The sequence below is a fragment of the Kitasatospora sp. NPDC051705 genome, from assembly GCF_044453265.1.
Taxonomy (GTDB): Bacteria; Actinomycetota; Actinomycetes; order Streptomycetales; family Streptomycetaceae; genus Kitasatospora.
Genome location: NZ_JBITCO010000021.1, coordinates 40,953 through 60,052, shown reverse-complemented (window position 1 = coordinate 60,052; position 19,100 = coordinate 40,953). Strand labels below are relative to the sequence as shown.

The 19,100-nt window shown below is 73.8% G+C and carries 15 protein-coding genes; 1 reads left to right on the top strand and 14 read right to left on the bottom strand.

Going from position 1 to position 19,100, the window contains the following annotated elements; all coding sequences use genetic code 11:
• Window positions 1–36: 36 nt before the first annotated feature.
• The 9 genes from ACIA8Q_RS24300 to nrdR all read right to left on the bottom strand — a co-directional run bounded on the left by ACIA8Q_RS24300 (window position 37) and on the right by nrdR (window position 9,549).
• The gene (locus tag ACIA8Q_RS24300; RefSeq protein WP_396317677.1) at window positions 37–1,281 is read right to left on the bottom strand and encodes a cytochrome P450; all 1,245 of its coding nucleotides are present in this window, start codon (window positions 1,279–1,281) and stop codon (window positions 37–39) included.
• Window positions 1,278–2,078, bottom strand: a complete 801-nt coding sequence (locus ACIA8Q_RS24295) for a GTP-binding protein (protein ID WP_396317676.1) — start codon at window positions 2,076–2,078, stop codon at window positions 1,278–1,280. Before ACIA8Q_RS24295 ends, ACIA8Q_RS24300 begins: the two co-directional genes overlap by 4 nt.
• On the bottom strand, window positions 2,059–2,427 hold the full coding sequence (locus ACIA8Q_RS24290) for a DUF742 domain-containing protein (RefSeq protein WP_360212310.1): 369 nt from the start codon (window positions 2,425–2,427) through the stop codon (window positions 2,059–2,061). Before ACIA8Q_RS24290 ends, ACIA8Q_RS24295 begins: the two co-directional genes overlap by 20 nt.
• On the bottom strand, window positions 2,424–2,873 hold the full coding sequence (locus ACIA8Q_RS24285; protein WP_396317675.1) for a roadblock/LC7 domain-containing protein: 450 nt from the start codon (window positions 2,871–2,873) through the stop codon (window positions 2,424–2,426). The genes ACIA8Q_RS24290 and ACIA8Q_RS24285 overlap by 4 nt, the downstream gene beginning before the upstream one ends.
• On the bottom strand, window positions 2,873–4,732 hold the full coding sequence (locus ACIA8Q_RS24280) for an ATP-binding protein (protein WP_396317674.1): 1,860 nt from the start codon (window positions 4,730–4,732) through the stop codon (window positions 2,873–2,875). The genes ACIA8Q_RS24285 and ACIA8Q_RS24280 overlap by 1 nt, the downstream gene beginning before the upstream one ends.
• Window positions 4,733–4,991: 259 nt before the next feature.
• The gene (locus tag ACIA8Q_RS24275; protein WP_360212315.1) at window positions 4,992–5,558 is read right to left on the bottom strand and encodes a Clp protease N-terminal domain-containing protein; all 567 of its coding nucleotides are present in this window, start codon (window positions 5,556–5,558) and stop codon (window positions 4,992–4,994) included.
• 3 nt (window positions 5,559–5,561) lie between these two features.
• The gene (locus ACIA8Q_RS24270; protein WP_360212316.1) at window positions 5,562–5,798 is read right to left on the bottom strand and encodes an RNA polymerase subunit sigma-70; all 237 of its coding nucleotides are present in this window, start codon (window positions 5,796–5,798) and stop codon (window positions 5,562–5,564) included.
• 166 nt (window positions 5,799–5,964) lie between these two features.
• On the bottom strand, window positions 5,965–8,847 hold the full coding sequence (locus ACIA8Q_RS24265; RefSeq protein ID WP_387905719.1) for a vitamin B12-dependent ribonucleotide reductase: 2,883 nt from the start codon (window positions 8,845–8,847) through the stop codon (window positions 5,965–5,967).
• A 204-nt stretch (window positions 8,848–9,051) separates the two neighbouring features.
• Complete coding sequence (gene nrdR, locus ACIA8Q_RS24260; RefSeq protein ID WP_360212319.1) at window positions 9,052–9,549, bottom strand: transcriptional regulator NrdR; 498 nt, start codon at window positions 9,547–9,549, stop codon at window positions 9,052–9,054.
• 562 nt (window positions 9,550–10,111) lie between these two features.
• Here nrdR and lexA point away from each other — a divergent pair.
• Window positions 10,112–10,774 carry a transcriptional repressor LexA gene (gene lexA / locus ACIA8Q_RS24255; RefSeq protein WP_224281048.1) on the top strand — a complete coding sequence of 221 codons (663 nt, stop codon included), beginning with the start codon at window positions 10,112–10,114 and terminating at the stop codon, window positions 10,772–10,774.
• Between the two features lie 189 nt (window positions 10,775–10,963).
• Here lexA and ACIA8Q_RS24250 read toward each other — a convergent pair whose 3' ends face one another.
• From ACIA8Q_RS24250 to ACIA8Q_RS24230, 5 genes are read right to left on the bottom strand one after another with little or no spacing between them, the layout of a single operon-like run.
• Entirely contained in the window at window positions 10,964–13,099 is a 2,136-nt protein-coding gene (locus tag ACIA8Q_RS24250; RefSeq protein ID WP_387905715.1) for an ATP-dependent DNA helicase, read from the bottom strand.
• A gap of 12 nt (window positions 13,100–13,111) precedes the next feature.
• Entirely contained in the window at window positions 13,112–14,935 is a 1,824-nt protein-coding gene (locus ACIA8Q_RS24245; RefSeq protein WP_396317673.1) for an IucA/IucC family protein, read from the bottom strand.
• Window positions 14,913–16,319 carry a lysine N(6)-hydroxylase/L-ornithine N(5)-oxygenase family protein gene (locus ACIA8Q_RS24240; RefSeq protein WP_396317672.1) on the bottom strand — a complete coding sequence of 469 codons (1,407 nt, stop codon included), beginning with the start codon at window positions 16,317–16,319 and terminating at the stop codon, window positions 14,913–14,915. The genes ACIA8Q_RS24245 and ACIA8Q_RS24240 overlap by 23 nt, the downstream gene beginning before the upstream one ends.
• 9 nt (window positions 16,320–16,328) lie before the next feature.
• Window positions 16,329–17,027 (bottom strand): GNAT family N-acetyltransferase, encoded by a 699-nt coding sequence (locus ACIA8Q_RS24235; RefSeq protein WP_396317671.1) that lies wholly within the window; start codon window positions 17,025–17,027, stop codon window positions 16,329–16,331.
• Window positions 17,024–19,027 carry an IucA/IucC family protein gene (locus ACIA8Q_RS24230; RefSeq protein ID WP_396317670.1) on the bottom strand — a complete coding sequence of 668 codons (2,004 nt, stop codon included), beginning with the start codon at window positions 19,025–19,027 and terminating at the stop codon, window positions 17,024–17,026. Before ACIA8Q_RS24230 ends, ACIA8Q_RS24235 begins: the two co-directional genes overlap by 4 nt.
• Window positions 19,028–19,100 lie beyond the last annotated feature (73 nt).

The following is a 19,100-nucleotide window of genomic DNA, read 5'->3' as shown; positions in this document are numbered from 1 at the left end:
GGATCTCCTTGACTGGGGCGGGACGTGGGGATGCGATCAGGCCGGATGGCCGGGGGTGAACGAGACCGGCAGCGCCACCAGCCCGCGCACCCAGGCCGACGGCCGCCACACCAGAGCGTGCTCGGCCACCGCCAGCCGGAGGTCCGGCAGCCGGTCCAGCAGCACCTCGATCGCCGTGGTGGCGATCACCTCGGCCGCCTCCTGCGCCGGGAACGGGCAGCCGTGCTCACCGTACGAGTAGCTCATGTGCGCGCGGTTGCCCTCGGCCGGGCGGCCGTCCGCCTGACGCACCGACGGGTCCGCGTTCGCCCCGGCGAAGCCCAGCAGGAGCATGTCCCCCGCGGCGATCCGCTGGCCGCCCAACTGGGTGTCCCGGACCGCCCAGCGGCCCGCGAAGATCTGCGTCGGGGTGTCCTCCCAGAGCGCCTCGTTCAGCGCCTGGCTGATGCTGCGCCGGCCGCCCGCCAGCGAGGCGGCGAACCGCTCGTCGGTGAGCATCAGCCGCAGCGCGTTGGAGATCCAGTACGACGAGGGCTGGTGACCGGCGATCAGCAGCACCCGCAGGTCGCGCATCACCTCCTCGTGCGTCAGCCCGGCCGGGTGCGCCAGCATCCGCGAGGCCACGTCCCCGCCCGGGTGCTCGGACTTCTCCCGCACCAGGTCCAGCATCAGCTCCAGCAGCCGCTGCGCACCCGCCGGGGCGTCCGGGCCGCCGTCCAGCATGGCCAGCAGCGCCGCGATCAGCTGCGGCGCCTGCTCCTCGTCCAGACCGAGCACCCGGCACAGCACCAGCAGCGGCATCCGGTGCGCGTACTCGGCGACCAGGTCGGCCTCGCCGCGACCGGCGAACCCGTCGATCAGCCGGTCCGCGATCTCCTCGGAGTGCTTGCGCAGCTCGTACGGGTCGACCTCGGCCAGCGCGTCGGTCACCGCCCGGGAGCGGCGCACGTGCTCCTCGCCCTCGGCGTACAGGATCGACGGCACCGGCGCCATCATCGGCTTCAGCGGCCAGTCCTCGGGCAGGGTCTCCCAGGCGTTCCAGCGGCTGGAGTCGCGGCCGAACAGCTGCGGCTGGCCGGTCACCAGCTGCAGCTCGCGGTAGCCGATGACCAGCCAGGTGGGCACGCCGCCGGCCAGCTCGACCGGGGCGACCGGGCCGTGCGCGGTGCGCAGCTCGCGGTACAGCTGGGCCGGGTCGGTCTGGAAGCGCGGCCCGTACAGCGGGGCGGCCCCGGCGTGCGCCGGGCAGCCCGGGGGCGGGGTGGCGGCGGGCTCGGTCACGGGGTGCTCTCCTCGTACTCCGGGGTGACGGGGGCTTCGGGGGCCTCGACGGCTTCGGCGGCTTCGGCGGCTTCCGCGGCGGGGGCCTCGCCGGCTTCGAGGCCGGCCGGAGCGCCGACCGGCACCGGGGGCTCGCCGGCGGCCTCCGCCAGGGCGGTCAGATGGCGGACCAGCGCGATCAGCACCTGCTTGCCGGACTCGCGGTCCCGGGCGTCGCAGTCCACCAACGGCACCTCGGCGGGCAGGTCGAGCGCCTCCCGGACCTGCTCCAGGGAGTGGGTCTGCTCGCCGAAGTTGTTGCGGGCCACGATGAACGGCGTGCCGTGGTGCTCCAGCCGGTCGATCGCGTACCAGGACTCCTCCAGCCGGCGGGTGTCCACCAGGACGACCGCGCCCAGCGCGCCGCTGAAGAGACGGTCCCAGAGGAACCAGAAACGTTCCTGCCCGGGGGCACCGAACAGGTACAGCACCTGGCTCGCCGACAGGGTGATCCGGCCGAAGTCGAACGCCACCGTGGTGGAGCGCTTGCCCCAGGCCCCGGCCGGGTCGACGCCCTCACCCGCCCTGGTCATGACCTCCTCGGTGTTCAGCGGACGGATCTCGCTGACCGAGCCCACCAGGGTCGTCTTGCCCACCCCGAACCCGCCGACCACGACGATCTTCAGCGCGTTGTCGGCCGTCGCCCGCAACGGGGTGCGACCGGCGCCGGGGGCCGGGTCGGTGCCGGGGGCCGGGTCGGGGGCCGTGGGGGCCGGGTCAGTACCGGGGAGCACCGGGTCAGAGCCGTTGGAGGCCATGCAGCACCTGCTTCAACGTGTCGAGATCGGGCAGCCGGGCCTTGGTCGGCGCGAACCGGGGGTGGCGGGCGGTGACCGCCCCGGACTCCAGCAGGTCGCCGAGCAGGATCTTCACCACCGAGATCGGCAGCGCCAGCTCCGCGGCCACCTCCACCAGGGCCGTCGGGGCCTCGCACATCCGCAGGATCCGGGCGTGCTCCGACTGCATCCCCGGCGCCGGCACCCGCTCGGCGACGATCAGGGTGACCAGGTCGAAGGCGTTCTCCGGAGCACGGCTGCGCCCCCGGGTGATCGTGTAGAGGCGGTCCGGATCGTCGTCACGACCCGGCAGGACCGGCCCGGCGTTCATGCCCCGGCGCTCTCTTGCGGCACGGCGCCCGCTTCCTCCGGCTCCGCCCCGTCACGGGCCGGGGCACTCAGGTGGACGCCGATCTGCTCGATCAGGCCGTGCATGTTGTGGCCGACCACGCCGACGTCCGCGTCGTCGTCCGTGACCACCGCGAGGTGCGCGCCCTCGCCCGCCGCCACGATGCACAGGATGCCGCCGTGGAACTCGGTCATCGACTGCCGGACGCCGCCGCTGCCGTCACCGAACTCGATCGAGGCGCCGTGCGCCAGGCTCTGCAGACCGGAGGAGATCGCGGCCAGCTGGTCGGCCTGGTCGGTGCTCAGCCCGTCGGTGTGGCAGAGCTTGAGACCGTCGGCGGAGAGCACCAGGGCGTGCCGGGTGCCGGGGGTCGCCGCCAGCAGGTTTTCCAACAGCCAGTCGAGGTCACGGTCAGTGGCGCTGCTCATCAGGAGTCCTTCTCGGTGACGGGGGAAGCGTCGGGCGTGGTGTCGGTGTCGGTGTCGGTGTCGGGGGCCGTGGGTGCCGGGGCCGCGGAGAGCTGGTCGGCGGCCTGCCGGGCGGCCTTGCGGAAGGCGCCGAACCTGGCCGCGGCGGTCGCCGCGTCGGCCGGCACGGGCTTCACCGCGGGCGCCGGGGCCACGGCGCTCCGGGCGGAGGCCCGGGTGGGGGTCGTCGCGGCGGCGGGGGTGGTCGTGGTGAGGGTCTGGCCGCGGCGGCGCTGCGGCAGACCGCTCTCGGTCAGGCGGGCCGGGGCGGCCGGCGCCGGGGCGCCCTGGGCGGGCACGGCGGGCACGGCCCCGACCGGCACCGCGACGGCAGACACCGCGACGGCAGGCACGGGGACGGCCGGTACGGGCACGCCCACCGGGGCCGACGGCCCGGCCGGCACCGACGGCAGCGGTGCGGGCGCCGGGCGCGCCGGGGTCAGCGCCGGGCGCACCTGCTCCCCGGCGGGCGGCCGGACCGCCACGGGCGCCGGTTCGGACGCCGGAGCCGGGTGCGAGACCAGCTGCTGCGGGATCAGCATCACCACCCCCGTACCGCCGCGCGCCGACGGCCGGAAGGAGATCTGCAGGCCGTGCTTGCGCGCCAGCGAGCCGACCACCGCGAGCCCCAGCCGGGTCCCGGCGGACAGCGTGGCCAGATCCAGGGGCTCGGCGGAGACGGCCCGTTCGGCCCGGCGCAGCCAGCTGTCGCTCAGCCCCAACCCGCTGTCCTCGACGGTCACCGCCAGACCGGCCGGCACCTCCTCGACGTACACGTGCACCTCCGCCGGCGGGGCGGAGAAGTTGGTGGCGTTGTCCAGCAGCTCGGCCAGCGCGTGCATCACGCCCTCGGCCGCGAACCCGGCCACCGCGGCCGAGCTGGCGTTGTGCAGCCGCACCCGCTGGTACGCGCCGATCCGGCCGAGCGCACCGCGCAGCACCGACTCCACCGCGATCGGCTTGGCCCAGCGCCGGCCCGAGCGGGCGCCGGTGAGCACCGCGATGCTGTCGGCCATCCGACCCGCCTGGGCGGTCGAGTGGTCCAGCCGCAGCAGGTCCCCGAGGACCTCCTCGTCGTGCCGGTGCTGCATCTCGCGCAGCTCGGCGTGCATGCTCGTGGCCAGCGCCTGGACCCGGCCGGCAGCCGTCGCGCAGACCGCGAGCGCGGCGGCACGCAGCCGCTCGCCCCGGCCGACCTCCTCGGCGACGGCGCGCAGCAGCGCGTGCTGGGGGTGGCCCCGGTGGGCGGCCAGCGCGCTGTCCACGGACGCGCCGCCGCGCAGCCGCTCCACCACGTCCGGCAGCACGCCCCCGGTCAACCGCTCCAGCTCGACGCGCTCCGCCTCGACCTTGTCCCGCTCGGCCTCGAAGCCGGCCCGCTCGGCCGCGATCTCCTCCCGCAGCCGGGCCAGTTCCCCGTGGACGGCGGTGACCTCGTCCTCGGCCCTGACCCGCTCGGCCCGGGCTGCGTCCCGTTCGGCACCGGCCGCTCCGGCCCGGTCCAGGGCCGCCACCTCGGCCTGTCGGGCGGCACCGGCGGCGACCAGCGCCGCCATCGTCTCCTCGTGCTGCGCGGCGAGCTCCTCGGCCAGCCGGCGGGAGCGTTCGGCACCGGCCGAGGCCAGTCCGACCGCGATCAGCCAGAGCACCGTGACCGCGGCCACCGCGAGGGCGGTGAGCGGCTGGTGCGCGCCCAGCGCCCGGGTGACCCCGACCGGTGCGGCGGCGACCGCCAGCAGGACGGCCGCCGCGGTCAGGGCGGCGGTGCGCGGCGCGGGCCGTCGGCTCGGCCGGCCGTCGGGGCTGGTGGCTTCTCTCATCGGTGCGATCCTCGGCAACGTCGGCGGCGGCGCGGGCGGCGGGTCGGCAACGGATACGGCCGCCGACTGCTGGTCGGGCGCATACGAGACCGCCCGGAGACGTCGCGAAACGTCTCCGGGCGGCTGATCGGTTCACGCTTTGGTCCGATCATATCGATTCAGACATTGGCCTCAACCGGCCAGTTGACGGCCAATCTCCTTCATTCACGTCGTACACACCGATTGGCGACGCAACCGACGCACCGTCGAACCCCGCGCTTCACCCCAGCTCCGCCTCGACCGCCCGGCGCACCGCCCGCGGGTCCAGCCCGTGGTCGACGATCACCCTGGCCCCGAAGCCCTCCCCCTCCCGGAGCACCCCGAGCAGCAGGTGCCCCACCGCGATCTGACCGGATTTCAGCCGCAACGACTCGCGCAGCGAGAGCTCCAGCACCTTCCTCGCCCGGGCGCTGAACCGGGCGCGGGCCGGCCTCGACTCCGCCGCCCTGAACCAGCCGCGGCGCCGCGGCCCGTCCCCGGCCGGCACGTCCAGCGCCCCCTCCCCGAACTCCGACTCCACCGCCGCCCGGACGGCGTCCAGATCCACTCCGATCGAGGCCAGCGCCTCGGCGTCGCCGCCCGGCCCGACCAGCCGCACCACCGCCCGCCGCGCCGTCTCGCGGTCCAGGCCCATCCCGATCAGGACGCCCGCCGCGGGGTCGTCCGGCTGCGCCAGGATCGCGAGCAACAGGTGCTCCGTCCCGACGACGGCGTGCCGCAGCTCCCTCGCCTCGCCCTGGGCCAGCAGCACCACCTGCCGCGCCGATTCGGTGAACCGCTCGAACATCTCTCAGCCTCCGTCCTCGCCCTTGCCGGGCCCGCGCCGGGCGTACTTCTTGTGCACCGCCTGCCTGGTCACTCCCAGGCACACCGCGATGTCCTGCCAGGACCAGCCCAGCGACCGGGCATTGCCCACCTGCAACCCCTCCAGCCGGTCCGCCAGATCACGCAGCGCACGGACCGCCCGGAGCCCCACCGCGGGGTCACGACTGCTCGCCGCCGCCGCGAGTTCTCCGCTCTCGCTCATACGTCAACCCTGGTTGACACCGCCGCCCATGTCAACCCCGGTTGACACCACCGCCCCGAAGACACTTCCCCCACCACCCGGGAACGACGAAAAGAGGCGGGGCGAGGACGTGAAGTCCTCGCCCCGCCTCAGCGGGTGCTCACCCCCCGCGGGGTGGCGACCGGTGTCAGCTGCAGCCGCTGGTGGAGCCGCAGCCCTCGCAGAGGTAGCAGCTGCCGGCGCGGCGCATCTTGGTGCCGCAGGAGAAGCAGAGCGGCGCGTCGGCGTTGAGGCCGAGCTGGATCTCCATCAGCTCCGTGGAGTTGTGGGCCTGCTTCGCGGCCGGCTTGGGCGCCTCGACGGCCGGAGCCGGCTTGGCGACCACCGGGGCGGACTGGGCGAGCGACTCGGTGTCGAGCTCCTCCGCGTCCAGCGGCTCGTAGGACCCGGTCTCCAGGTGGCGCTGGCGCTCCTCGACGGAGTGGATGCCGAGCGCCGAACGGGTCTCGAAGGGCAGGAAGTCCAGCGCCAGGCGGCGGAAGATGTAGTCGACGATCGACTGCGCCATCCGGACGTCCGGGTCGTCGGTCAGGCCGGCCGGCTCGAAGCGCATGTTGGTGAACTTCGAGACGTACGTCTCCAGCGGCACGCCGTACTGCAGGCCGACCGAGACGGCGATGGAGAAGGCGTCCATCATGCCCGCGAGGGTCGAACCCTGCTTGGACATCTTGAGGAAGACCTCGCCGAGGCCGTCGTCCGGGTAGGAGTTGGCGGTCATGTAGCCCTCGGCGCCACCGACCGTGAAGGAGGTGGTGATGCCCGGGCGGCCCTTGGGCAGGCGCTTGCGGACGGGGCGGTACTCGACGACCTTCTCGACCGCGGCGACCGGGGTCGCGGACGCCTCCTCGGACGTGGCCCCGGAGTCCCTCTTCTTCGCCGAGAGCGGCTGGCCGACCTTCGAGTTTTCCCGGTAGATGGCGAGCGCCTTGACGCCCATCTTCCACGCCTCGAAGTAGATCTCCTCGACGTCCTCGACGGTCGCGGCGGCCGGCATGTTGACGGTCTTGGAGATGGCTCCGGAGATCCACGGCTGGATCGCGGACATCATCCGCACGTGGCCCATCGGCGAGATCGAGCGCTCGCCCATCGCGCAGTCGAACACCTCGTAGTGCTCGGCCCGGAGGCCGGGGGCGTCGACGACGTTGCCGTGCTCGGCGATGTGCGCGACGACCGCCTCGATCTGCTCGTCCTGGTAGCCGAGGCGCTTGAGGGCGCGCGGGACGGTGCCGTTGACGATCTGCATCGAGCCGCCGCCGACGAGCTTCTTGAACTTGACCAGGGCGAGGTCGGGCTCGACGCCGGTGGTGTCGCAGTCCATCATCAGGCCGATGGTGCCGGTGGGGGCGAGCACCGAGGCCTGGGCGTTGCGGAAACCGTTCTGCGCGCCGATGCGCAGGACGTCCTGCCAGGTGTCGTTGGCCGCGGCCCAGACCGGGGCGTCCAGCTCGTCCAGCGAGACGGCGGCGAGCGAGGCGTCCGCGTGCTGCTTCATGACCCGCTGGTGCGGGGCCGCGTTGCGGGCGTAGCCGTCGTACGGGCCGACGACGCCGGCGAGTTCGGCGCCGCGGCGGTAGGCGGTGCCGGTCATCAGGGAGGTGATGGCGCCGGCCAGGGCGCGGCCGCCCTCGCTGTCGTAGGCGTGGCCGGTGGCCATCAGCAGGGCGCCGAGGTTAGCGTAGCCGATGCCGAGCTGGCGGTAGGCGCGGGTGGTCTCGCCGATCTTCTCGGTGGGGAAGTCGGCGAAGCAGATGGAGATGTCCATCGCGGTGATGACCAGCTCGACGACCTTGGCGAAGCGCTCGGCGTCGAACGAGTCGTCGTCGCGCAGGAACTTCATCAGGTTCAGCGAGGCGAGGTTGCAGCTGGAGTTGTCCAGGTGCATGTACTCGGAGCAGGGGTTGGACGCGTTGATGCGGCCGGACTCCGGGCAGGTGTGCCAGTGGTTGATGGTGGAGTCGTACTGGATGCCGGGGTCGGCGCAGGCCCAGGCGGCCTCGGCCATCTTGCGGAACAGCTTCTTGGCGTCGACGGTCTCGATGACCTCGCCGGTCATCCGGGCGCGCAGGCCGAATTCGGTGCCGTTCTCGACGGCCGTCATGAATTCGTCGGAGACGCGGACGGAGTTGTTGGCGTTCTGGTACTGGACGGAGGTGATGTCGTCCCCGCCGAGGTCCATGTCGAAGCCGGCGTCGCGCAGGGCGCGGATCTTCTCCTCCTCCTTCACCTTGGTCTCGATGAAGGCCTCGACGTCCGGGTGGTCGACGTCGAGCACGACCATCTTGGCCGCGCGGCGGGTGGCGCCGCCGGACTTGATGGTGCCGGCGGAGGCGTCGGCGCCGCGCATGAAGGAGACCGGGCCCGAGGCGTTGCCGCCGGAGGAGAGCAGCTCCTTGGAGGAGCGGATCCGGGAGAGGTTGAGGCCGGCGCCGGAGCCGCCCTTGAAGATCATGCCCTCTTCCTTGTACCAGTCGAGGATCGACTCCATGGAGTCGTCGACGGCCAGGATGAAGCAGGCGCTGACCTGCTGGGGCTGCTTGGTGCCGACGTTGAACCAGACCGGCGAGTTGAAGCTGAACACCTGGTGGAGGAGGGCGTGGGTCAGCTCGTGCTCGAAGATCTCGGCGTCGTCCGGGTTCGCGAAGTAGCCGTGCTTCTCGCCGGCGGCGCGGTAGGTGAGCACCACGCGGTCGATGATCTGCTTGAGGCTCCACTCGCGCTGCGGGGTGCCGACGGCGCCGCGGAAGTACTTGGACGTGACGATGTTGACGGCGTTCACCGACCAGAAGTCGGGGAACTCGACGCCGCGCTGCTCGAAGTTGATCGACCCGTCGCGCCAGTTGGTCATGACGACGTCGCGGCGCTCCCAGCGGACCTCGTCGTACGGGTGCACGCCAGGAGTGGTGTAGATGCGCCCGATCCGAAGACCGCCCTTGGGGGCCTTGCCGGCACCCTTGGCCGCGGCCTTGTCGGACTTCGACCCGCGTGCGGAACCGCTCGTGGTGTCTGTCACTTCTTCCTCCTCCTGGGCAAACGCCCGAAGTGCCCTGAAAAGTCCGGGCACCGCTGGTTCGTTCTTCCGGTGTGCGGGCAGCGGGGAGTCCTCGCCTGCTTGCGCACGGTTTGTTGTGTTCTGCGCCCTTTTTCAGGGCGTGCGTGGGCCCCGGGGGGCCGGTGTGGTGCGGTAGGCCCGCTGGGGGCCGGGGTGCGGCGCCTCCTAGGGCGCGGCGGCGGCGACGGGCACGCAGGTGCCGTCCGCCTCGGGGACGGGCCGCTCGGCGCGGAGCTCCGCGATGGCGGCCTCGAAGTCTTCCAGTCCGTCGTAGGCCTGGTACACGCTGGCGAAGCGCAGGTAGGCGACCACGTCGAGGTCCTTGAGCGGGCCGAGTATGGCCAGCCCGACGTCGTGGGTGGTCAGCTCGGCGTTGCCGGTGGCGCGCACGCACTCCTCGACCCGCTGGCCGAGCTGGGCGAGGGCGTCCTCGGTGACCGGGCGGCCCTGGCAGGCCTTGCGGACGCCGCTGATGACCTTTTCCCGGGAGAAGGGCTCGGTGACCCCGCTGCGCTTGATGACCATCAGCGCGGCCGTCTCCACGGTGGTGAAGCGGCGGCCGCAGTCCGGACACTGCCGGCGCCTGCGGATGGAGCTGCCGTCTTCGGTGGTCCGGCTGTCGACAACGCGGCTGTCGGAGTGCCGGCAGAAGGGGCAGTGCACCTGAGGATCCCTCCGTGGCAGAACGTGCGGACCTGTTGAGTCTATGCGATGCGACCCCGGCCTCGGCAAGCTGATCATGCACCGTAACCACTAGTACTGGGCCCAGAGAGGACTGTAGCCACTACATGTAGGTCTCCGGGGGGATGCGGCACCCCTGGCGTGTCGGCGCCGATTAGACTGCCGAAGTCGACGTCCGGTCGAACATTTAATCGATGTACAACAAAGCCTTGATCGAGTCAGCCAACTCCCGAATAATTCACTCGAACGTGTGTTTGGCGCAACCTTTCGATAGGAGGTGCGTTGGGCTGGAAAAGGGAGAGGACAGCCGTCGAGAGGGGCCGCCGTGAACACCATTGAAAGCAACACCATCCCGGTGCAGGAACACTCCCAGTTCAAGGTGGGGCAGCGCACCACGAATCAGCAGGGTGTGGACATCAGCATGGACCGTAGCGAAGACCACCGCCTCTCCGGCCCGGCAGTCTCCGGCGCGAGCCGCGTCCCCGACCAGCCGATCGAACACTCGCCCGCGCTGGACGACGCCCATCCGTCGCCCACCCGCGCGATGCCCGGCCGCCCCCCCGGAATCCGGACGGACGAGGCCGGCCTCACCGAGCGCCAGCGCCGCGTGATCGAGGTCATCCGGGACTCCGTCCAGCGCCGGGGGTACCCGCCGTCCATGCGCGAGATCGGCCAGGCCGTCGGCCTGTCCAGCACCTCCTCGGTCGCCCACCAGCTGATGGCCCTGGAGCGCAAGGGCTTCCTGCGCCGCGACCCGCACCGCCCGCGCGCCTACGAGGTCCGCGGCGTCGAGGTGGCCCGTCCGAACACCGCCGAGACGGCCGGCCGGCCGTCCACCTCCTACGTGCCGCTGGTCGGCCGGATCGCCGCCGGCGGGCCGATCCTGGCCGAGCAGACGGTCGAGGACGTCTTCCCGCTGCCCCGCCAACTGGTCGGCGAGGGCGAGCTGTTCGCGCTGACGGTGCGCGGCGACTCGATGATCGAGGCGGCCATCTGCGACGGCGACTGGGTCACCGTGCGCCGCCAGCCGGTCGCCGAGAACGGCGACATCGTGGCCGCGATGATCGACGGCGAGGCGACCGTCAAGCGGCTCAAGCGCGAGGACGGCCGGATCTGGCTGATGCCGCACAACCCGGCGTACGAGCCGATCAACGGCGACAACGCGACCATCCTGGGCAAGGTCGTCGCGGTCCTGCGCCGTCTCTGAGCGCCCGCCGCGGCCCGCACCGGGAAGGGGCTCCACCGCACGACTGCGGGGAGCCCCTCCGGCGCGTCCGGGGCCGGGGTCGGCGTCGGGGTCGGGGCTGGGGACGGGCTCCGCGGCCCGGGCCGGCCGTCAGAACCCGCCCGGCCGACCGCACCGACCGGCCGGACCGCCCGGACCCAGCCCGGCGGCTCAGCCCCGCTTCACCACCGGCCGGACCGGCACCGCCGAGGCGTCGATGGCCGCCAGCGAGCGGCGCACCTGGTTGCGGTCCGTGGTGTACCAGAACTCCGGCATCGAGGACCGGAAGAAGCTCCCGTACCGCTTCGTCTCCACCCGTGGGTCCAGCACGGCCACCACACCACGGTCGTCCGCCGCGCGCACCAGCCGGCCCGCGCCCTGCGCCATCAGCAGCGCCGCGTGCGTCGCCGCGACGGCCATGAAGCCGTTCCCGCCGCGCTGTTCGACGTCCTTCTGGCGGGCGCTCATCAGCGGGTCGTCCGGCCGGGGGAACGGGATGCGGTCCATCACGACCAGCTGGCAGGCGGAGCCGGGCACGTCCACGCCCTGCCAGAGCGACAGGGTGCCGAACAGGCAGGTGGTCGCGTCCGAGGCGAACTCGCGGATCAGCTCGCCGAGGGTGTCCTCGCCCTGGAGCAGGATCCGGTTGTCCAGCCGCTCCCGCATCGCCTCGGCCGCCGTCTGGGCGCCGCGCATCGAGGAGAACAGGCCGAGCGTGCGGCCGCCGGCCGCGCCGATCAGCTCGGCCAACTCGTCCAGCATGTCGGGCCGTTCGGGGTCGCGGCCCGGTTCGGCGAGGTGCCGTGCGACGTACAGGATGCCCTGCTTGGGGTACTTGAACGGCGATCCGACGTCGATGCCCCGCCAGTGCGGGGCGGCGTCCTCGCCGAAGCCCGGCTCGGGGTTGTCCCCCTCGGTGCGCTCGTCCGGCAGCCGGGCCTCGGAGGGCAGGCCGACGGAGGCGGCGACGCCGTTGAAGTCCCCGCCGAGCTTGAGGGTGGCCGAGGTGAGCACCACCGAGCGCTCCTTGTACAGGCCCTCGCGGAGCAGCCCGGAGACGCTGAGCGGCGCGACCCGCAGCGAGGCGGTGCCCATCCCGAAGCGGTCGCTGCGCTCGATCCAGACCACGTCGTACTCGGAGTCCTCCAGCAGCCGCTCGGCCGTCTCGTGCAGGGACTCCGCGGAGGCCATCGCCTGCTTGCGGACGGCGTCCTCGTCGCTGAGCGCCTTGTCGCGGGTCTCACCGAGCGAGGTGATCACCTGGCGGGAGGCGTCCCGGATGGCGGTGACGGCGTAGGCCAGGTACTCGGGCAGTTCCTCGACCCGGCCGGGCTGGGCGGTCTCCATCAGGCCGTGGAAGTTCTCGGCCGCAGCCTGCAGGGCGTCCACAGCCTTCTCGTTGGCGAGCCGGGCGGCCCGCTTGACCGCCCGGTTGACGGCGCCGACCGTCAGCTCGGCGGTGGCCGCGCCGGTGACCCGGTTGACCAGCTCGTGCGCCTCGTCGACGATCAGCAGCCCGTGTTCGGGCAGCACCGGCGCGCCCTCGATCGCGTCGATGGCGAGCATCGCGTGGTTGGTGACCACCACGTCCGCCAGCTTGGCCCGCTCGCGGGCCTTCTCGGCGAAGCACTCCTGCCCGTAGGCGCAGCGGGTGGCGCCGAGGCACTCCTTGGAGGTCACCGCCAGCTGGGCCCAGGCCTTGTCGGAGACGCCGGGGCTGAGGTCGTCGCGGTCCCCGGTCTCGGTCTCGTCGGCCCACTCGCGCAGCCGCAGGACGTCCTGGCCGAGCTTGCTGGCGGGCCCGCCGAGCACCTCGGCCGCGTCGAACAGGCCCTCGCCCTCGTCGCTCGGGGTGCCCTCGTTGGCCCGGTGCAGGCACAGGTAGTTGGAGCGGCCCTTGAGCATCGCGAACAGCGGCCGGCGGCGCAGCACCGGGTGCAGCGCCTCGACGGTGCGCGGCAGGTCGCGTTCCACCAGCTGGCGCTGGAGCGCCAGGGTGGCGGTGGCGACCACCACGCGGTCGCCGTGGGCGAGCGCGGGGACGAGGTAGGCGAGGGACTTTCCGGTGCCGGTGCCGGCCTGGACGAGCAGGTGCTCGGCGTTGTCGACCGCGTCGGCGACGGCCTCGGCCATCCGGGCCTGCCCGGGGCGCTCCACACCGCCGACGGCCGCGACCGCGGCGTGCAGCAGTTCGGGGATGCGGGCGCGCGGGACGGCGACGGCCTCCTCGGCCCCGGGGGCCTCGGAGGCGTCGGCGTCGTCCTCGTCGGGGAGGTCGGGGAGCTGGGATTCGGAGTCGTTCGTCATGACCCTCCCACCCTACGGGGCGGGGGTGACAATCCGGCTCCGTTGCCCGGGTAGATCCGCCTCCAGGGTCACCAGGGCGTTCGGGACGGTGCCGTACCGGGCGGCGTGCGGGCGGTGCGGGCGGTCCTGGTAGCCGTCGAGGAGCAGCCGGTTGCGGTTGAGGCAGAGCCGGTCGATCCGGGGCCGGAAGAGGTCGAACAGCTCGAAGCGCTCGTGCAGCCCGGGGAAGCGCTCCTGGTAGCGGTGGACCTCGGCGCGCAGCAGGGCCCAGAACTCGGTCTCGGGGAGTCCGGTCTGCGCCTCCAGCAGCGGGGCGAGGTAGCGCAGGACGCCGATGAAGAGTCCGGAGTGGAGGAACTGGCAGAGCCCCTGGGGGCCCTCCCGGAGCAGCACGTCGTCGACCTCGGGGGGCAGGTCGCGCAGTTCGGGCAGGTCCTGGTCGCTGAGGTTGACGTCGTCGACGAAGTCCTTCACCGCGAGCCTGGTCGGCCTCTCGCGGCCGTCGAAGACGACGATGGCGTTCTCCCCGTGCGGGGAGAAGACCAGCCCGTAGCGGTAGAGGAAGTGCAGCAGCGGCGGCAGCAGGGCGCTGAACAGCCGGGCGGTCCAGGCGGCGGGGGTGAGGCCGGAGCGGGCGATCAGTTCGGCGGCGAGCGCCCGGCCGTCGGAGCCGGTCTGCAGCAGGGCGGCGAGGGTGCGGGCCCGTTCGTCCGCGGTCAGGGCGGGGCCGAGGGGTTCGCGCCAGATCGCGCCGAGGAGCTCCTTGTACTGGTAGGGCGCCTCGGGCAGTTCGCGGTAGAGGGGGTGGTCGACGGTGACCGAGGCGATCTCGCCGAGCAGGATCACCCGGCACTCGTCGCGCAGGTAGGGGTCGGCGTCGCGCAGGCCGTGGATCCAGGCGGTGACGGCGGGCGCGGCGAGGGTGCGTTCGGTGGGCAGGCCGCGCCAGACCAGGGTGTTGAGGATGGCCAGGGGCAGTTTGACGGTGCAGCGTTCGGGGTGGGCGGTGTTGAAGAAGGAGCGGATGGACTGCTGGGGCAGTCGTGGGTCGCCGTCGGAGGGCAGCGGGACGATCTCGCCGGAGGCGATCCAGGGCGCGAACAGCGGGAGGACGGTCTCGTCCCACTGCCAGGGGTGGACGGGCAGCAGCAGGTAGTCGTCGGCGGCCGGTCCGAGGGCGGCGCGCAGTGCGTCCGGGTCGTCGAGTTCGCGGGCGTACAGCTGCTCGGGCCGTTCCAGGCCCGGTACGCCGCGGTACTGGGCGAGCCTGCGGTGGACGGCGATCCAGGGCAGCGGGCGCGGGGTGCGGGCCTCGGGGGCCCAGCGGGCGGTGTCGCCGGCGGAGAAGCCGATCCGGCCCTTGTTGGGGACGATCCAGGGGTGGCCGTCCTGGCGGCCCTCCAGGCCGGGGTGGTCGAGGTCGGCGAGTTCGGCGGCGGTGAGCGCGGTGGCGAGCTGGCGCGCGTCGGCGGTGAGGGTGGCGGTGAGTTCGCGGATCAGGTGGCCGGTGGTCTCGCCGCGCAGGCCGAGGGCGTGCCGGGCGTGCGGGAGGAAGCGCAGCGGGTCGGGGCCCTCGGGGTCGGTGCAGCGGACGGAGTCCGGGTCGACCCGCCAGCTGCCGTAGGCGCCCCGGCGGGCGGTGAAGCGGTACTCGGCCGCGGGCAGCGCCAGCAGGTACTCGTCGGCGGCGGTGCCGGGGGTGGGGGTGAGCAGTTCCTCGTAGGAGAACTCGCCGATCATCTTGGCCAGCAGGGCGCGGCCGGCCCGCCGCCAGTGCCCGGCGGTCAGGTGCGGGGGCAGGTAGAGCGGCGGTTCAGCGGCCGGCGGTTGCGGCACGGGTCAGCTCCTGGGGGCGGGGGACGGTGGTGGTCCCGGGGGCGGGGGTGCCGGCGGCGGGTCCGGGGGCGGGCGGTGCGAAGCCGGTCCAGGCGGTGCGGGTGGGCAGCCGGTGGACGGTGCGGCCGGTGACGGCGTTGAGGATGACGGCGGCGCGGTGGGCGCCGAGGCCGAGGTCGGGCGTGCCGACGCCGTGGGTGTGCAGTTCGGCGTTCTGGACGTAGAGGCCGCCGGTGAGTTCGGGCCGGGTGGCGACCCGGTGGTCGAGGTCGACCCGGTAGCGCCCGGCCCCGTCCCAGTCGATCAGGTGGGCGAGCGGTTCGAGGGCGGCCGGTCGGGCGGCCCGGTAGCCGGTGGCGAGCACCACGGCGTCGGTGCGCAGCACGTGTTCGGCGCCGGAGTCGGTGTGCCGGCAGCGCAGTTCGAGGCCTCCGCAGGGGCCGGGCCGGGCGTCGGTGACGGCGGTGCCGGGGGTGATCTCGAGCGGGGCGGTGTCGATGGGGTGGCCGATGGTGCGCTCGTAGAGGTGGTCGTGGATCTCGGCGAGGGTCTCGGCGCTGGCGGCCTTGTGCAGCTGCCACTGGGCGGTGACCAGGGTGTCCCGGACGGCTTCGGGCAGGCCGTGGAAGTAGCGGGTGTAGTCGGGGGTGAAGTGTTCCAGGCCGAGCTTGGAGTACTCCATGGGTGCGAGCGCCCTGGTCCTGGTGAGCCAGCGCAGCCGGACGGCGTCGCCGTCGTGGCGGCGGAGCAGGTCGAGGAGGACCTCGGCGCCGGACTGTCCGCTGCCGATGACGGTGATGTCGCGGGCGTCGGCGAGGTCGGCGCGGCGGTCCAGGTAGTCGGCGGAGTGGAAGGCCCGGGGGTGGCCGGCGAGGTCGGCGAAGGCCTCGGGCAGGACGGGCCGGGTGCCGACGCCGAGGGCGAGGTTGCGGGCCCGGACGGTGCTGCGCCGCCCGGTCGCGGTGTCGGTGAGTTCGGCGTGGTAGCAGTCGCCGTCCCAGTGCAGGGCGGTGACCTCGGTGCCGAAGCGGCAGTTGGCGAGGCGTTCGGCGGCCCACCGGCAGTAGTGGTCGTACTCGCGGCGCGGCAGTTGGAAGCGTTCGGCGAAGTAGAAGGGGAAGAGGCGGTCCTGGTCGCGCAGGTAGTTGAGGAAGGACCACGGGTTGGTCGGGTCGACGAGCGAGACCAGGTCGGCGAGGAAGGGCACCTGCATCCGGGCGCCGTCCACGAGCATGCCGGGGTGCCAGCGGAACTCGGACCGCTGGTCGCAGAAGAGGGTGCGCAGGCCGGGGACGGGGTCGGCGAGCGCGGCGAGCGAGAGGTTGAACGGGCCGATGCCGACGCCGAGCAGGTCGTACGGCGGCGGGGGTGCTGGGGTGTCCACGGGACTGTCCTAGGCGGGGAGTAAGCGGGAGCGGACCATCAGGGCGGCGCGCTTGTCGGGCAGGTCGAGTTCGGCGGCCGTCCGGAACCCGGCCCGTTCGAAGGCCCGGACGGAGCGGCGGTTGCGGACGTCCGGTTCGGCGAGGACCCGTTCGCAGCGGGGCCGCCGGTGCAGGACGAGGTCCGCGACGGCGGCCAGCAGGACGGCGCCGAGGCCCCGGCCGCGGCTCTCGGCGGGGCCGAGCAGCAGGTGGAGGCCGGTGTCGTGGGGTCGGGCCGGGTAGTGCCGGGCGAGCGGGTCGAGGTCGGCTCGGTAGACCTCCCAGTAGCTCATCGGGGTGCCGTCGAGCAGACCGAGGCAGGGCACGCTGCGGCCGTCGCCGTGGAGTTGGGCCCGGACGTGCCGTTCGGTGGTGGCGGGCGGTCCGGCGAGGTCCCAGAACGCGTCGACCTCGGGGTCGTTCATCCACCCGGTGAGCAGGTCGAGGTCGGCGGGCAGCCGGAGGGGGCTGAGCCGGAACGGGCCGGCCGGGGTGGGGACGGCACCCCATCCGGGCAGGTGGTCGAGCAGGGCGCCCGGTCCGGGCCGCGCCGGGACGGAGTGCACCGGGCGGGGCCGCTCCGGAATGGGGTCTGCCGGTCCGGGCCGCGCCGGGACGGAGTGCACCGGGCGGGGCCGCGCGCCGGTGCCGGTGTCCTCGGGGTTCACGCGTGCCCCGTCCGCGACCGTCGTCCGCCCGCCCGGTCGGCCACCGGGTTGGGGATGTCCACGTAGACGGACTGGGTGGCGACCGGTCCGACGAGTTCGTCCAGGCCGTTGATCCGGGTGAGCAGGTTGGCCTTGCAGGGCAGGGTGGGTGCGTCGAGCAGCAGGGCGGGCAGGGCCGAGCCGGTGGCGGCGGCCCGCGGGCCGGCCAGGAACCGCCGCAGTCCGGCGAGCAGGACGGTCTCGTCGGCGAGTCCCTGGCTGCCGAGCGCGCCGACCAGGCCGAGGACGTGGTTGATGCCCAGGTAGTAGGCGAAGTGGTGGTCGATCACGTCGTCGGGCAGGAAGGTGTCGCTCCGGTCGCCGAGTCCGGGCAGGCGGGCGGTGAGCCGGTCGGCGGCGCTCTCCCGGTAGTAGTAGCCCTGGTTGTCGCGGTAGCGGCCGCCGTCGGGCCAGCCCTCGGCGTCGAGCAGGACGAGGCTGTTCTGCTGGTGCGCCTCCAGGGCGATGCCGGCCCGGCCGTCGAGCCACAGGACGGGCAGGACGACGGCGTCCAGGTAGCGCAGGAACCATTCGGCGGCGACGGTCCGCAGCGGGCGGGCGTGTCGGGCGGCGAGGGCGCGCAGGGTGTCGCCGAGCCGGGAGGGCACGGTGTCACCGGTGCCGAGGGGCTGTTCGGCGACGAGTCCGGCGAGGCAGTACGCGCGGTCGGCGGGGGCGAAGGGCTGGGCGCGCAGCACGGTGTCCAGGCCGCCCGGGTCCCCGAGCGCGGGGTGGTCGACGCCGATCCAGGCCGGGTCGCGGACGACGTCGAAGCCGGGGTGGGCGGCCCGCCACTCGGTGGCGAGTCCGCTCTCCAGCAGCCGGTGCACCTCGAGTCCGCGGTGGAGTTCCTTGCGCAGGTTCTCCCGGCGGGAGTTGGTGATCCGCAGGCCGAGCGAGAGCTTGAGCATCCACGGGGTGCCGGGCCGGTAGACGGTGCGCACGGAGGAGGTGGGGTACCAGGGTTCGCCGGCCGGGCCTAGGTCGTGCAGCAGTCCGTCGGCGAGGAGTTCGGCGACGGCGGGGCGGTGGGCGAGTTCGCGGGCCTGCCAGGGGTGCAGCGGCAGGGCGGCGGTGCCGGGCGGCAGGGCGGCGTGGTCGCCGAGCAGGCCGGCGGTGATCCGGTCGGCGCTCTCGTCGAGGGCGGAGCCGGCGGCGAGCAGCCTGCGGTCGACGGCGTACCAGTGGAGCCGGAAGGAGCCGTGCAGTTCGGGCGAGTAGGCGGCGCTCTGGGCCGGGCCGAGGCCGTCGCGGCTCTTCGGGGTGGGGTGCAGCGGGTGGCCGAGGAGCAGGGACTGTTCGGCGGCGAGGAAGTGCGAGTGCTCCGGTCCGCCGGCGGGCGCGGCGGTGCGGCGGTGGGCGAGGATCTCGGCGGTGCGCACGACCGAGTCGGCGACCCGGGCGGCGAGGTCGGCGACCTGTCCGGGGTCGGGCCGTTCGGCGGCCGCGGCGGCGAGCAGCGCGGCGGCGGTGACGGCGTCGACGGGCGCGGCGCCGGGTCCGGGGCCCTCCGCCGCGGCGGTGTCGTGGGCGGCGAGGACGGCGGGGCCGAACCGGTGCCAGCCGCCGGGAGACCAGTGGCGGACGGGGGCGGAGAGCAGGGCGGCGCCGCCGAGGACGGCGATCCGCAGTCGGCCGTCGGGGCCGGGCCGGGCTCCGGTCTCGCGCGTCCAGCAGCGCAACAGGGCTTCCAGTCCGGCCTGTTCGGCGGCGACGGCCGGGTCGGGGTGGAGCAGCGGGTCGGGGTGGAGCAGCGGGTCGGGGTGGAGCAGCGGCGCCGGCGGGCCCGGCTGGAGCAGCGGCGCCGGCGGGCCCGGCTGGAGCAGCGGGCCGGGCTGCGGCGGCGGGCCCGGATCGGCCGGCCGGGGCGCACCGCCCGACGCCTGCGCGTCCTCCGGGTCCCCGGGGGGCTCCGCCTGCAGCGGGGGGTCGGGCGGGGCTCCGGTGAGGGCGGTGCTCAAGGCTGCTCCTTGGGACGCGTGGGGGTGCCGACGCGCACGGGTGGTGGACGGTTCGGCGGGCACTCGCACCGCG